The following is a 13,323-nucleotide window of genomic DNA, read 5'->3' as shown; positions in this document are numbered from 1 at the left end:
GCCGCCGTCAGAAATGTTCAGGCGGCGGCGGTGGTGGTGCCTTAGGGATTGGGCGCGGCAGCAGCTCCAGCGGGCTAGTCGCCGCGCAGACTTTGTTCGTGGCTATCCGGAGATATTGCGCGGTCGTGGACAGGCTGCGATGGCCAAGCAAGAGCTGGATGGTGCGAAGATCGGTGCCGGCCTCGAGTAGATGAACGGCGAAGGCATGCCGCAGCGAATGCGGCGTCACGGGCTTGGCAAGGCCCGCTAACCGATGCGCCTTGCTGCAGGCGTCCTGCACCGCGTTGGTCGATATCGGCTCGTTGGGGATACCGCCGGGAAACATCCACGTCCTCGGCCGGACGGCGCGCCAATAGTCGGTCAGTGTCTCCAGCAACCGTGCCGAGAGCATGACGTAACGGTCCTTCTTCCCCTTGCCTTGATCGACGCGTAGCACCATCCGCTGTCGGTCGATGGCCCCCGGCTTTAGGCGTATCGCTTCGGAAATGCGCAGACCGGCGGCGTAGCATGTTGTCAGGATCACTTGATGCTTGAGGCTCTCCACGCAGCCGAGGAAGTGCAGCACCTCTTCGGGGCTGAGGATGACGGCGAGTGTCTTGGGCGCCTTTGGACACGGAATGATGACGTCGAAATCCCATTCGAAGCCGAGCGTGACACGGTACAAGAAACGGAGCGCTGAGACGGTCACGTGGATCGACTTCGGCGCCAACTTCTTCTCGTTCGTCAGATAGACTTGGTAGGCGCGGACATCTTCCGGCCCAAGCAAAGCCGGCGACTTTGCAAAATGGCGGGCGAACTGCGAAACCTGCAGCAGATAGGAATCCTGCGTATGCGGTGACAAGTTGCGGATCTGCATGTCGTTTATCATGCGTAACCGAAGCGGGGTCATTGAAGGCTCCTTGGCAAAAAACGAAAACTGCTCGAGGGCAGCAACGCCATCTTGCTCGAAGCCAAGCCTATGAACGCTGCAAATTACGTCTCACCATCGGACGCCAAAGCAGTTACAGTTGCTTCAGCCGCATTCCTTCATCCGACGATGGGCCACTCTTGCCGAGAGTTCTGCCGCGGAGCGGCTTCGTCGTGTGCCGGGCATGCTCAATAGCTCGGAAGTGAAAGTCTTCCACCCAACCTGATGGAGGTGAAGGGTTAGTGAAACGCAAGGGCTGCCGTCGCGAGGTGGGGTCTGAAGGAAGCGTGGATCAAAGGCGCGAGCCGATGAACAAAAACCGGATATGAGGCGCAAGCATCGGACGAGCGGGCGACACATCGCGAAGTCCAAATCCATCAAGGATGCGAAGCGTAGATCCGGCGGTTGTGCACCGAAGGCGATTGAGCTTACCCCGGGAGATCTGCCCGGTGTCGCCCTCGGGCGACTAAGACGGCCGTGAGGCCGTCTGACCGCCGGGCAGAAGTCAGCTGAGGGCGTATTAGGTCAGGCTGTCGGCAAAGCTATTGAGGCACTCCAAGGCCGAAAGGCGGAGAAACAGATAGGCGAAGCCGGAAACGATGGCTGAAGGCCCAAACGATTGAGAGAGCAAGTAGGACTGGCATCTCGTGAATAGAAAGCGGCAGAACAACCAGCAAGCGCTGGCCTTGGAACCGAAGGAGTGGGGTGAAGCCCCGGCGCGCGGCGACGAGGAGACCGAACCATTCATGGCGAAATCAGCCACCGAAAGCTCGACTTTCACAGAACAACTAATGGAGGAGGTGTGCGACCGAGAGAACCTCGAAAGAGCGTGGAAGCGTGTTAAAAGGAACAAAGGAAGCCCTGGCGTTGATGGGATGACCATCGAAGACGCGAAGGCTTTCCTGCTTGAGCACTGGCCAAACATTCGGTCTCAACTGCTTGACGGAAACTATCGGCCGCAGCCGGTTAAGCGGGTAGAAATCCCGAAGCCGGACGGCGGGATCAGAAAACTCGGCGTCCCCTGTGTCGTCGACCGCCTGATTCAACAAGCCATGCTGCAAGTTCTCCAAGAGCGATGGGATCCGACGTTTTCGGAGCACAGTTTCGGATTTCGGCCGGGGCGGTCCGCCCACCAGGCTGTAGCCCAGGCACAGCGTTACGTCGCCGATGGCTACAACGTAGTGGTTGATCTCGATCTGGAAAGATTTTTCGACCGAGTTAACCACGACATCCTGATGTCGCGCGTCGCCGCACGAATACCTGATAAACGCGTGCTCAAGCTTATCCGGGCATTCCTGAATGCCGGGATATTGGAAGATGGTTTGGTCCGACCGGTGGACGAAGGGACCCCGCAAGGCGGTCCGCTCTCGCCCTTCCTCAGCAATATCATGCTCGACGACCTCGACAAGGAATTGGCTCGACGTGGTCACCGGTTCTGCCGTTACGCGGATGACTGCAACATCTATGTTCGCAGGCTCCACGCCGGCGAAAGGGTGAGGGCCTCGATAAGCCGGTTCCTGACCAACAAGCTCCGCTTGAAAGTCAACGAGGCCAAGAGCGCGGTGGCGCGACCCGAGGAACGTAAATTTCTCGGATTCAGCATTGCGAATGACGGGAGCGAGCGACGCATTGCGCCAAAAGCTCTCGACAAATTCAAAGACCGAATCCGGGAGATCACATGCCGGACGCGAGGGACCAGTTTGCAACAGATGATCGCAGACCTCACGCCATACCTCACCGGATGGCGCGGGTACTTCGGCTTCTGCCAGACCCCGCGCGTGCTCACAAACCTGGAAGCCTGGATCCGCCGGAGATTGCGAATGTATCTCTGGCGGCAATGGCGGAACGGGCATAACCGATTCACGGAGCTTCGCCGCCTCGGCATCGCGAAGTTCGCCGCATCGGTCGCTGCCGGTTCACCGACGGGACTCTGGCGCATGTCCGGACACCCGGCGGTTCAACACGCCCTACGAAATCAGGTGTTCGATTCTCTTGGTCTCCCCCGAATCTTCATGCCTGTGCCGGTTTAACTCGATCGAACCGCCGTGGTACGGACCCGTATGCCCGGTGGTGTGGGAGGGGTGGCGTCGAAAGACGTCCCCCTATCCCGATCAATTCCTGAAGTCGACAGGTTGGGTCGCCACGTAAATCATGAGGCTCGCGGGCAGCGTCAGCATGAACGTCACAAGGCTGCTTCCGGCGACCCGGAGGGCTCCGTGGCCGCCGGTAACGCTGATTCCGACACCACCGGCACGAACGACAGTGTGTCAGCCGAAGCCGGCAGCACCAATTGACCTAAGCGCGCCCGACGCCGCCAGTCATGTACCTGCTGCGGCCGGCAGCCATGGCGACGGGCGACATCTGTGACAATTGCCCCCTGCTCGAGGCTTTCCGCGGCAATCTGGGCCTTCAAATCATCCGGCCACCGCTTTCGACCTGCGCCAGCATACACTTCGATACGCGGTGACAACGGTCGTCTTGTGTCGTCCGAATGGTCGTCCATTATGAGCACCCTTGCCGAAGGTGACTCTTCTAGCGGTGCTCTCAGGTCTGCGCTCAAACAATCTGAAGAGCCTCGGCGCCACGCTTACGCCAGGTCGGCATGGAATAAAATGTCAGCGCGAGCGTGGGAGGCGGACAATGGGACAGAAGATGCGCGCTTCAAAAGGCCAAAGTACCGTGGACACGCAGCGTTTAGGAGACTGTCAACAGAGCTCGAGACGCTAAAGCGGCAAGTCCGTGTGACTGAAGCCGTAAAATCCAGGAGGTTGCGTCAATTGTACCCCCGCGCTAATGCAACCGTCTCTCCGAATTACGACTTTTGAAACCGAAGTAACGCAATAAAGACCACCCGGAGGCGATCTCTCTGCGACTAATTGGATTTCTGCTTTGGAGTGCTTAAGGCAATCATTGCTTCGCCTAGACCTCGAAGCGCTGTCCGGCTCAAGGGAAATCCCACCTGGGCATCACCAAATCGCACAATGAGATCTTCATGGTTTGCAAGCCGACTTGGACCAAGGCCTATTGTAGACACTTCAATTTCAGGCCAGGTCGAGGACTGTTCCACGCCGCTGATCAAAGCTCCGCCCGTTCGCTGAAAGGCAAGAATGGCAATTTGCATGAACTGCTGAATTGCAAGACCCATTTGTTCGGACTCCATTTCAACACTTCCACAGCGTCGACCTTTGCTCACGAGCGCTATTTCGATCTTTCCATTGGGAAGGCAATTGGTGATCAACCCGTTTGTCATTCCCGGAGGCACGTCGCTTGCCATTTCAGGTCAATCAATCGCGATGTCACTCGATTGGGATCGAGGGCTGCTTCTTCGTTTCTTGCGACCTTTCCATTAATGATCGGATCATTGCGCCTTTCGGTGCAGCGTCTTCGGAGCCGCTCGCCACGTTTTCGGGTGTACATTTTGCCGTTGGAGGATTTCCGCACTGTCGCGCCAGCGCTTCCCAGCCCACACACTTCCCGGAGCTGTCGCCGCATGCTGGTGAGGGCTGGCTCGCAACACATCACAGACAGCGTAAGGATAGGCGACGCTCGCACCGGCAACTTCATTTGAATGCCCCCAGAGCCATTGTCATCCAAGAGCAACTTGAAGTGGAGGGCAACCCCACAAACCTACGGATCCCTACAAGACGATCGATTTTTGACCAAATCAGTGAGGGTCTGTCCGCGGAATTGGAAAGCCGGACAGCTCCCGTTGGCGCGGGTCTGCCGCTCCGCGCGAGCCTTGGCGGGCAACCTCACCCGGCTGTAATGCTGGGGGCGGTGCGCCATGTCGGAGCGAAAGCTTAAAAGTCATCGCTCTGTCTCTGAGGCAGCTTTCCAACCTCGGCTGCACGCGTGGAAAGCCCCAGCACAGCGCCCTAGCGCCCCAGGCGCCGTTCAATTGTCTTCACGTCCAGTGATTCCGACCAGTCCCGCCGCTGCAGAGCGTGGAGTAAAAGCGACCCAGAACCATCCTGAGGTCGATTCTGAAGGCGGGGCTGTAATTAGTAGTAGGTCAGTTAGGCCATCGCGGGTACCGCAACGGCCTCCCCACTCGCAGCCGATAACGCGGACGATGAGGTCATAGTTGCCGCAAGAAGTTCAGCAAGCCTTTCTCAGCAGCCGTACAGACGAGGCGGATGCGGGGCACCCGCGGCCGGGTCGTTCGAAAAGATACACCGCCGGGCTCGAAATGCGTTGTCCCGGCGGCGCCTCGTCTCAAACCGGGGCTTTGATCATCCGTCACGCTTCCAGCAGTGGCGATAATGTTGCCACGATGCGTTCGAAGCCGAGCAAAGTGCTGAGAACAAAAAGGGAATATACAGCCAAGTTAAAAGTTAGAAGGAGCAAACTGTCTGGAGGTACGAAACTGGCGGACAATATCAGAAAGGACCCCGAACACTGGGTTTCCGGCGATGATCCGATGACCGCGGCGCAGGCCTCTTACCTGAAAACCCTCAGTGAACAGGCGCACAAGCCCGATCCGACCGGGAAGCAGCTTACCAAGGCCGAAGCATCCGAGCTGATCGAGCAACTGCGTGAAGAGGCTGGGGTTGAGAAGTAGCCAGATGGTCAACAGCCTGCCGGCACAGTGGACAAGCGGAAGCTCCTTCAGGTGCGAATCCCAGCCCTGTGCTAGCTGTGGAACCTCAAGAGGTTGTCCTCGGAGTAGGCGAAGACGCCTGATGGGCGTGCTTGCCTTCAGGCTACCATGGGTCGATGCCAGTTGTAGCGATGAAGCCAGGTGATTAGCTCAGCGGTTCGCTGGTCTGAGTTCTGGTAGGCTTGCGCATAAGCCCATTCGCGAAGCGCGGTTTGTATGAAGCGCACGGCTTGCGGTCGGCGATCCCGGACAGCAAATCGATGAGATCAGCAAACGGAATGACTTACTGTCGCTGACGCGTAGCCAGCGGCGGTTCTTATGATGAGTGATGACAAGGACTCCGTGCCTCCGGCTGTTGTCTTCAGCAAGCTGGGTCCTCAGAGCGTCTTCAAGATCGCGTGCGCTCCAGTCTGTTCCACCATGTTTGACTTCAATCGCGACCTGGGTCGGTGAAGATGTGGACGCAATATTGGTGTCGGACTTATCACGAACGGCAATCTCAGGCTCACGAAACGCGTGGAAACGGCCGCGTGCGCGCGAGTTCATCTGCTTGGCGAGCATTCCTGTACTTCTTCGTCTTTGGCACTGCTCCAGCAGTGCGCGGGAATTGAAGTCACCTTTCGTCAGAGGTTTTCTTCCGGAGAGCATGTCACGTTAAAAAAAGAGAAGAGTGGGCATAAGATGCTGAACTACAAGGAAACGCGTCGACGTCTGAACGCTAGTCTAGCTGCCTTGCCGCGCCGTGAGGCTCGTTTCTTGTAAGCGATTGTACGAATTCTTCCAGGGTTGGCTGCGGCGTAGTTTGTAGCTTATGAAGCTCTTCGGGCTTCAGTTTCGTATAGCGCCGCAGCGTGCGCCAGTCCTTGTGGCCAGTGACCAAAGCGACTTTTTCAATCGGTAGTCCTGCTTCGAAAAGGCGGCTCGTGCCTTCATGACGCAGATCATGAAAATGCAGATCCTCGATCTTCAACTCGTCGCAGGCTCGCGTGAATGCCGCGCTGACTGAACGGTGGTTATACGGGAATACCCGACCCTTACCTCTGGTGACGATGCGCTGCTGGAGCATGATTTCCCACGCATCGTAGCCCGTCAGATTGAGAAGCGGGACTTTTTGATCGTTGCCATCCTTCACTCGAGGATCCTTGCGATCACGTATGACAAGGATCCGATTTTTCATGTCGACGTCGGACCAGTCGGGCCGGCAAATTTCCTCTTGCCGCATTGTTGTCGCAACAGCGTACCGAACGATGCGGCCCATTGGAATAATCTGTCGGCGATTGCTCTCGAAGTACTCAATGAGCTCATCAAACTCGTCTTGAGTTGGCCGACGGTCTCGCTCGTCCGATTTCCCGACAAGACCCAAATGCTTCATCGCAAAGCGCGCTAAGCGAACCTCTTCGGCCGAGACCTCAATGCCGTGAACGGCTGTAGCATGCGTGACGACAGTTCTGATGAAGGCGAAATCGATTGCGAGTGTGGCTGGCCCCGCGCCTTGCTTCGCTCGCTTGCGGCCAAACTCGATAAGTCGCTCGCGGTTGAGGTGAGTCAACTTCACCGTTCCCAAGCTCTCCTTGAGCGCCTCCAGGACGGCCGCCTTGGATCGGCGGGGAGGGCGGCCGACCTCCTTCATATCGTCTATGTGAATGTCGATGAGATCACCGAACGTGCGAACCCGGAGGGTCGCTCGCGGTTTTGGTGAACCGCTACGGTCGATATTGCGCTCAATGTCGAGCGCCCATTCCTCGCCATCCTTCCGGCGGCGAAAGGTCTCTGCTACGTAACGGTTCTTCCTACGGACCTGGACGCGCCAGTTCCCGGATCGCAACTGAGTGAAGCTGGCCATCGCCGTGTGCACTCCCCAATTCGTGTGCGCTACGTGTGCACTGAGAGGTCAAAACGGGTACAAACGTGTGCAATTTCGGCTAGTTTGGAGTACACACGTTCATGTTTCATCCTATTGAGAGCATAGGGTAAATCATTGAAATCGCAAGACTATCGCTTTTCTGTGGCACCGATGATGGACTGGACCGACCGGCATTGCCGCGTATTCCACCGTCTGATGAGTGCTCGCGCGCGGCTTTATACGGAGATGCTGACGACCGGCGCCATCATTCATGGCGACCGCAAGCGGCTGCTTGGCTTCGATTCAAGCGAGCATCCGGTGGCGCTGCAACTCGGCGGATCCGATCCCACCGATCTCGCCACCGCGGCGAAGATCGGCGAGGATTTCGGCTATGACGAAATCAATCTCAATGTCGGCTGCCCGTCCGACCGGGTGAAGGACGGCCGCTTCGGCGCGTGCTTGATGGCAGAGCCGGCGCTGGTCGCCGAGGGCGTCGCCGCCATGAAGCGCGCGGTGCAGATTCCCGTCACCGTCAAATGCCGGATCGGAATCGACGACCAGGACGCCGAAGTGGCGCTCGACGTGCTGGCGCGCGGCGTGGTCGCGGCGGGCAGCGACGCGCTGATCGTGCATGCCCGAAAGGCCTGGCTCAACGGATTGTCGCCCAAGGAAAACCGCGACATCCCGCCGCTCGATTACGACAGGGTCTATCGGCTCAAGGCGGCGCTGCCGGATGTGCCCGTCATCATCAATGGCGGCATCGGCAGCATCGCGGAAGCGAAGCAGCATCTCGACCATGTCGACGGCGTGATGCTGGGGCGGGCGGCCTATCAGGAGCCGTGGCGCCTGCCGGATGTCGACCCGGAACTGTTCGGCGAGGCAGCGCCGTGCGCCACCATGAAGGACGTGTTCGAAGCGATGTTGCCTTACATCGAAGCGCAACTGGCGCAGGGCACTAAGCTTCATGCGATGACGCGGCATTTCGTCGGCGCGTTTCACGGCGTGCCCGGCGCGCGCGCCTTCCGCCGCCATCTGGCGGAGAAGGGTGTCAAGCCAGGCGCCGACGCCAATGTGCTGCGCGAGGCCATCGCGCTGGTTGAGGACCGCGCCGCCGAGCCAGTGGCGGCCTAAGTTTTCGGCGTGTCGCCGCGCCAGGCGCGCGCGATCAGCTCGCGGATCGCCTCCCGCTCGACCGGGCGCGGATTCCAGTAGGGGTTCTTCACGGCGAGGTCGGCGGCGTGATCGATGCCACTCTCGGGCATGCCGATCTCGCGCAGCGACGTCGGCACGGCGAGCTTTCGCGCCAGGTCCTGCAGGCCGAGTGCGGGATCTTGCAGGTCGAGCGCCGTGGCGATCCGCGCCATTGCATCGGGTGTGGCCGGCGCGTTGTAGGCGAGGGCGTGCGGCAGGATGACGGTGTGGGTCTCCGCATGCGGCAGGTTGAACGCGCCGCCGAGCGTATGGCAGAGCTTATGATGCAGCGCCATGCCGACCGCGCCAAGGCAGATGCCGCTGAGCCAGGCGCCATGAAGCGCATCGGTGCGCGCGGCTCTATCGCCCGGCTGCGCGCAGATCTTCGGCAGCGCCAGCGCCAGCATGCGGATGCTTTCCTGTGCCATCAGCGAGATCAGCGGGTTGCGATCCCGCGCGTAAAGCGCTTCGACCGCATGCGCGATCGCATTGATGCCTGACGTTGCCGACAATTTGGCCGGCATCGTCATGGTGAGATCGACGTCGTAGATGACGGTTTCGGGCAGAATTTTCGGGCTCGACTGCGTGGTCTTGACGCCGCCGCTGGTCTGGCCGACGACCGGCGTCATTTCCGAGCCGGCATAGCTGGTCGGCAGCACGATCTGCGGCAGGTCGGTGCGTAGCGCAATCGCCTTGCCGAGGCCGGTGGTCGAACCGCCGCCGATCGCGACGAGACAATCGGCTTGCATGTCGCGCACGGCTTCCATCGCCCGTTCGGTTACTTCGACGGGCGTATGCATAACGGCTCCGGTAAAGACGCCGGCAAAGTGTTCGCCGATCATCTGCCGGATGTCAGCGATCAGGTCCTTCTGCCGCGGCGTCGCCAGCACGAGGGCGCAGGTGGCGCCGAGATGGGACAATTCGTCGGGCAATCGGCGCAGCGTGCCGCTGCCGAATACCACCCGCATCGGCGCATTCTGGTAGACGAAGTCCTGCATGGTCGCTCCTTGCGGACGAAGGGTCCGGCCCCGGGACGCCGGAGCCGGATTTCCCGCAACGGCCATCCTGCCTCAAGAGGCCGGTTGCGCAACCTTGCGCAAGGGCGCCGTCTCTTCAAGGCTGCTCGCAGGCGCGCCCGCCGGCCGCCGGGCGAGCAGGATAATCCCGCCGGCGGCGATCGCCGAGATGCCGATCGACAAGAACATCGGCGTCGGACTCTGGTAGATCTGCTGCAGCGCGCCGGCGACGAACGGCCCGAGAATGGCCCCGACCCGCGCGACCCCGAGTTCCATGCCAACAGCAGTGGCGCGCACGCCGGTCTCGTAGGACGCCGCGGTGAAGTTGTTCAGCACGAACTGCGCGCCGATGATGCAGAAGCCGGCGGCCGCAACGGAAGTGATGTTGACGATGTGATCGTTGAGCATCACCAGGGAGAGCACCGCGACGCCGCCGATCGCCCACCAGATCGCGATCAGCCCGCGGCTGTAACCGGTCCGGTCGACGAAATGGCCGAGCACAAGACCGCCGACGAACGACATGATCTGCATCAGCGCGCCGAAGCCGAAGCTTGCGGCAAAGGTCTCGCCACGCTGCATCATGACGGTCGGAATCCAGCCTGACAGGCCGAAGATGCAGAACAGGCTGAGGAACGCCGACGCCCAGATCGCCAGCGTGGTCCGGCGATATCTGGGCTGAAGCAGCGCCGCAACCGAATTGAGCGGCTTCTCGGCTTGCCCGACGGCAATCTCGGCTGAGGCATAAACACTTGCGCGCTCGGGCCGAAGCCTTGTGAGCATGTCGCGGATTTCATCGATGCGGCCCTGCAGGGCGAGAAACTTCGGCGATTCCGGCAGCATCAGGTGCATGAAGGGCAGCAGCAGGAACGACAGCGAGCCGATCCAGTACAGCGACGCCCAGCCGAACACCGGTGTTGCGAATACGCCGGCGACGCCGGCGAGCGTTCCGCCGAGCGCCCAGCCGAGCGCGACGCCCCACAGCGCGAACGTGTTGGCGACACGCCGCGGCGCCAGCTCGTTGATATAGGTGGTCGCGAGCGGCAACAGTACGCCAAGGCCGATGCCGGTCAGAAGCCGAAGGATGCAGAACGACAGGAACGAATTCGCCAGGATTGCCGTCAGCAGCGTGAAGATGCTGGTGATCCAGAGGCCGCCGAGCAGGGTGCCGCGGCGGCCGAGGCGGTCGGCGATGATGCCATGGATCGCGGCCCCCAAGAGGAACCCGACCAGGCCGCTGGAGATCAAGAGGCCTGCCTGGCCGGCCTGAAGCCCCCAAGGCTTTGCGACGTAATGAATGACGTAAGCCGGATTGAACGTGTCATATCCGTCGAACAACGTGAGCAATCCCATGACGGCGCCGAGGCGCCAATGAAATTTGCCGACCTTGGCTTCAGCGAGCTCTTCATGAAGATCGATTGCCTGCGCGGCCATTTCCATTCCCTCCCAAGACGTTCGTTGGTGTCGTTGTGACGCCGCTTATTCCGCGGCTTGATGAAGGCTGTGCCCGGCGATGGCATCGTGGGCCAGATCGAGCTTGAACAGGTCGATGGCGTTGCGCCGGCCGATCTTGCGCCGATCATTGTCGCTGATGCTGGCGCTGTTGAACCAGTCGGAGGCATGATCGACGTTTTCGAACGGCCAGTCGACCGAGAACAGGATGCGATCCGATCCGATCTCGAGAATGGAATCGATCAGCGTCTGCGTGCGGAAATTGCCCGACGTGGTCAGGAAGAAGTTGGCGTTGAAATAGTCGCAGATTTTCTTCTTCGCCTTGTGCTTCGGCGGTGCCTTGACCCAGCCATTGCGGTGATCGACGCGCCACATGCTGTAGGGCAGGCCTTCGCCCATATGGCCGAGGATGATCTTCAGCTTCGGATAGGCGTCGAACAGGCCCGATCCCATCAGGCGCAAGGCATGCACCGCGGTCTCCTGTCCGAACGCCCAGGTCGGGCCCATCAGCCAGGGATGTCCGTCATAGATCGCGCAGTCCTGCGGCAGCGGGTTGCGCGGGTGCAGGTAGAAGGGCAGGCCGGTTGCTTCCATCTTGGCCCAGAACGGCCAGTATTGCGGCAGGTCGTAATAGACCGGGCGTTTGCCGTCGCCGATTTGCGAGAAGCCGTTGACCAGCGCGCCGCGGAAGCCGAGCGTTGTGATGCAGCGATCGAGCTCATTGATGGCGAGATCCGGGTCCTGCATCGGCAACGCGGCAAAGGCCTGAAAGCGCGAGGGCCGTTTGGCGACCTGCTCGGCCAAGAAGTCATTGGCCCGGACCGCGATCTCGCCAGCGCGTTTGGCGTCGGGGATCGCCTGCACCGCCGGCGCGTTCAGCGACAGGATCATCATCTCGATGCCGTGCCGGTCCATCTGCGTCAGCCGCTTGTCGTGGATATCGAGCAGGCGGTCCTTCAATTCCGGCCAATAGGATTCCGGCACAAAACCCGCCGAATCCATCAGCGTGTCCGGAATGGCGAAATGTTCCTCAAGCGCGATCTTGCCCTGCATGTGGTCCTCGCTGATGTCTGGCGTTTGGTTAGTATTGTCCCTGCGGCGGCAGCCCGAGCGCGAGCTGGCCGTACATGGTGCCAACGGCGTCCCAGTTCATGCTGATGTGGCGGCCGACCGCATTAGCGTCGCGCCAGGCGCGCTGCACCGGATTGGAAAGGTCGAGGCCGAGCCCGCCGGTGGAAGCGTTCAGCGCCTCGCTGGCGCGGATGGCGAGCGCGACTGAAAAGGCCTGGCCGCGGCGGCTGACGATACGCTCCTCAATCGAAACCGGCCGGCCCTCGCGGACCGTCGCGGCGCGATCCCTCAAGTCGCGTAGCAGGATCTCACGGGCCGCATCGATTGAGGCGGTCGCTTCCGCCACGCGCAATTGGATGGTTGGAAAATCGGCCATGCGGTTGTTATGGCCGGCGACCGCGCCGCGGGTGATCCGCCGCGAAGTGACGGCGAGATAGTCTTCCAGCGCACCGGCCGACGCCCCGACGGCGGTGGACGCCAGGCAGGAGGGGATGTTCGACAGCATCGGGATCGCAAAAGTGGGGTTTGCGGCATAGAGCGCCGCGCCCGGTGTCGTGCCCGATGTGGTGTCGGCGAACGACAGCTGGCGGTGCGCCGGCACGAACACGTCTGACAGCACCAGCGTCTTGCTGCCGGTGCCGCTGAGGCCGACGACGTTCCAGGTGTCGTCGATGACGTAGTCGCTGGCCGGCACCAGCAGGAAGGCCGGCGCGAACTGGCCGCCTTCGGTCGTTGGCGGCAGCAGCGCCGCGCAGAGCGACCATTGCGCGTTGTCGCAACCGCTGGCGAACGACCAGCGGCCGGAGAGGCGATAGCCGCCCTCGACCTCGATCGCCTTGGCGGCCGGCGCATAGGAGCCGCAGGCCAGCGCATCGGGGTTCGCATCCCAGACGTCGCGCTGCGCGGTCTCCGGAAACCCTGCGATCAGCCATTGATGGGCCGCGAGCAGGCCGCCGACCCAGGCGGTCGAGGCGCAGGATTTCGCGAGCTCGATGTTCAGTTCGACCAGCACGTCGAAATCGTGCTCGTAGCCGCCGAACCTCGCCGGCTTGACGATTTCGAAATAGCCGATGTTGCGCAGCGCCGTGATGTTCTCCTCGGGGACGCGGCCGGACTTTTCGGTGGTGTAGGCGCGCGCCTTGATCTGTGGTGCGATCTGCGCGACGCGGCTGCGCAATTCGGCGAGGTCGGGGCGGGGGGCCGATCGCGCCGGCGCGTCCTTCAATTGGGCGACTGATACCATTGG

General features: G+C 60.9%; 11 protein-coding genes and 1 pseudogene. 3 read left to right on the top strand and 9 right to left on the bottom strand.

The window, feature by feature from the left end; genetic code table 11:
• Positions 1-7 precede the first annotated feature (7 nt).
• Complete coding sequence (locus QA643_RS24375) at positions 8-889, bottom strand: site-specific integrase (protein ID WP_283028427.1); 882 nt, start codon at positions 887-889, stop codon at positions 8-10.
• A gap of 665 nt (positions 890-1,554) precedes the next feature.
• Between QA643_RS24375 and ltrA the strand changes: the two genes are divergently transcribed.
• A complete protein-coding gene (ltrA, locus tag QA643_RS24370) occupies positions 1,555-2,937 on the top strand; it encodes a group II intron reverse transcriptase/maturase (protein ID WP_283028426.1) in 1,383 nt (460 codons plus the stop codon).
• 152 nt (positions 2,938-3,089) lie between these two features.
• On the opposite strand, the gene QA643_RS24365 is transcribed toward ltrA, so the two are convergent.
• Together QA643_RS24365 and QA643_RS24360 are read right to left on the bottom strand one after the other, a co-directional pair.
• A complete protein-coding gene (locus QA643_RS24365; protein WP_283028425.1) occupies positions 3,090-3,410 on the bottom strand; it encodes a transposase in 321 nt (106 codons plus the stop codon).
• Between the two features lie 369 nt (positions 3,411-3,779).
• Complete coding sequence (locus QA643_RS24360; RefSeq protein WP_283028424.1) at positions 3,780-4,067, bottom strand: hypothetical protein; 288 nt, start codon at positions 4,065-4,067, stop codon at positions 3,780-3,782.
• 1,206 nt (positions 4,068-5,273) lie between these two features.
• Here QA643_RS24360 and QA643_RS24355 point away from each other — a divergent pair.
• Complete coding sequence (locus QA643_RS24355) at positions 5,274-5,468, top strand: DUF3072 domain-containing protein (protein WP_283034912.1); 195 nt, start codon at positions 5,274-5,276, stop codon at positions 5,466-5,468.
• Between the two features lie 137 nt (positions 5,469-5,605).
• Here QA643_RS24355 and QA643_RS24350 read toward each other — a convergent pair.
• Together QA643_RS24350 and QA643_RS24345 are read right to left on the bottom strand one after the other, a co-directional pair.
• Positions 5,606-5,740, bottom strand: a pseudogene (locus QA643_RS24350) (integrase core domain-containing protein); the annotation flags it as partial.
• Between the two features lie 485 nt (positions 5,741-6,225).
• Entirely contained in the window at positions 6,226-7,350 is a 1,125-nt protein-coding gene (locus tag QA643_RS24345; protein WP_283028423.1) for a site-specific integrase, read from the bottom strand.
• 171 nt (positions 7,351-7,521) lie between these two features.
• Between QA643_RS24345 and dusA the strand changes: the two genes are divergently transcribed.
• Complete coding sequence (dusA, locus tag QA643_RS24340; protein ID WP_283034911.1) at positions 7,522-8,481, top strand: tRNA dihydrouridine(20/20a) synthase DusA; 960 nt, start codon at positions 7,522-7,524, stop codon at positions 8,479-8,481.
• Here dusA and QA643_RS24335 read toward each other — a convergent pair.
• From QA643_RS24335 to QA643_RS24320, 4 genes are all read right to left on the bottom strand, one after another.
• Complete coding sequence (locus QA643_RS24335) at positions 8,478-9,539, bottom strand: maleylacetate reductase (RefSeq protein ID WP_283028422.1); 1,062 nt, start codon at positions 9,537-9,539, stop codon at positions 8,478-8,480. The two genes, dusA and QA643_RS24335, sit on opposite strands and share 4 nt — an antisense overlap.
• Positions 9,540-9,611: 72 nt before the next feature.
• Positions 9,612-10,988, bottom strand: coding sequence for an MFS transporter (locus tag QA643_RS24330; RefSeq protein WP_283028421.1), 1,377 nt, complete (start codon positions 10,986-10,988; stop codon positions 9,612-9,614).
• Between the two features lie 45 nt (positions 10,989-11,033).
• A complete protein-coding gene (locus QA643_RS24325; RefSeq protein ID WP_283028420.1) occupies positions 11,034-12,059 on the bottom strand; it encodes an amidohydrolase family protein in 1,026 nt (341 codons plus the stop codon).
• 28 nt (positions 12,060-12,087) lie between these two features.
• Positions 12,088-13,320 (bottom strand): flavin-dependent monooxygenase, encoded by a 1,233-nt coding sequence (locus QA643_RS24320; RefSeq protein WP_283028419.1) that lies wholly within the window; start codon positions 13,318-13,320, stop codon positions 12,088-12,090.
• Positions 13,321-13,323 lie beyond the last annotated feature (3 nt).

Source organism: Bradyrhizobium sp. CB3481 (assembly GCF_029714305.1).
In the GTDB taxonomy this organism is placed as follows: Bacteria; Pseudomonadota; Alphaproteobacteria; order Rhizobiales; family Xanthobacteraceae; genus Bradyrhizobium.
The sequence above is the reverse complement of the archived record's forward strand: the minus strand, read 5'-3'. Positions and strand labels throughout refer to the sequence as shown.

Excerpts from the sequence above, each read along its gene's own strand:
- QA643_RS24375 (WP_283028427.1), bottom strand. The coding sequence starts at position 889 with ATGACCCCGCTTCGGTTACGCATGATAAACGACATGCAGATCCGCAAC.
- QA643_RS24365 (WP_283028425.1), bottom strand. The coding sequence starts at position 3,410 with ATGGACGACCATTCGGACGACACAAGACGACCGTTGTCACCGCGTATC.
- QA643_RS24360 (WP_283028424.1), bottom strand. The coding sequence starts at position 4,067 with ATGGAGTCCGAACAAATGGGTCTTGCAATTCAGCAGTTCATGCAAATT.
- QA643_RS24345 (WP_283028423.1), bottom strand. The coding sequence starts at position 7,350 with ATGGCCAGCTTCACTCAGTTGCGATCCGGGAACTGGCGCGTCCAGGTC.
- dusA (WP_283034911.1), top strand. The coding sequence starts at position 7,522 with ATGATGGACTGGACCGACCGGCATTGCCGCGTATTCCACCGTCTGATG.
- QA643_RS24335 (WP_283028422.1), bottom strand. The coding sequence starts at position 9,539 with ATGCAGGACTTCGTCTACCAGAATGCGCCGATGCGGGTGGTATTCGGC.
- QA643_RS24330 (WP_283028421.1), bottom strand. The coding sequence starts at position 10,988 with ATGGCCGCGCAGGCAATCGATCTTCATGAAGAGCTCGCTGAAGCCAAG.
- QA643_RS24325 (WP_283028420.1), bottom strand. The coding sequence starts at position 12,059 with ATGCAGGGCAAGATCGCGCTTGAGGAACATTTCGCCATTCCGGACACG.
- QA643_RS24320 (WP_283028419.1), bottom strand. The coding sequence starts at position 13,320 with ATGGTATCAGTCGCCCAATTGAAGGACGCGCCGGCGCGATCGGCCCCC.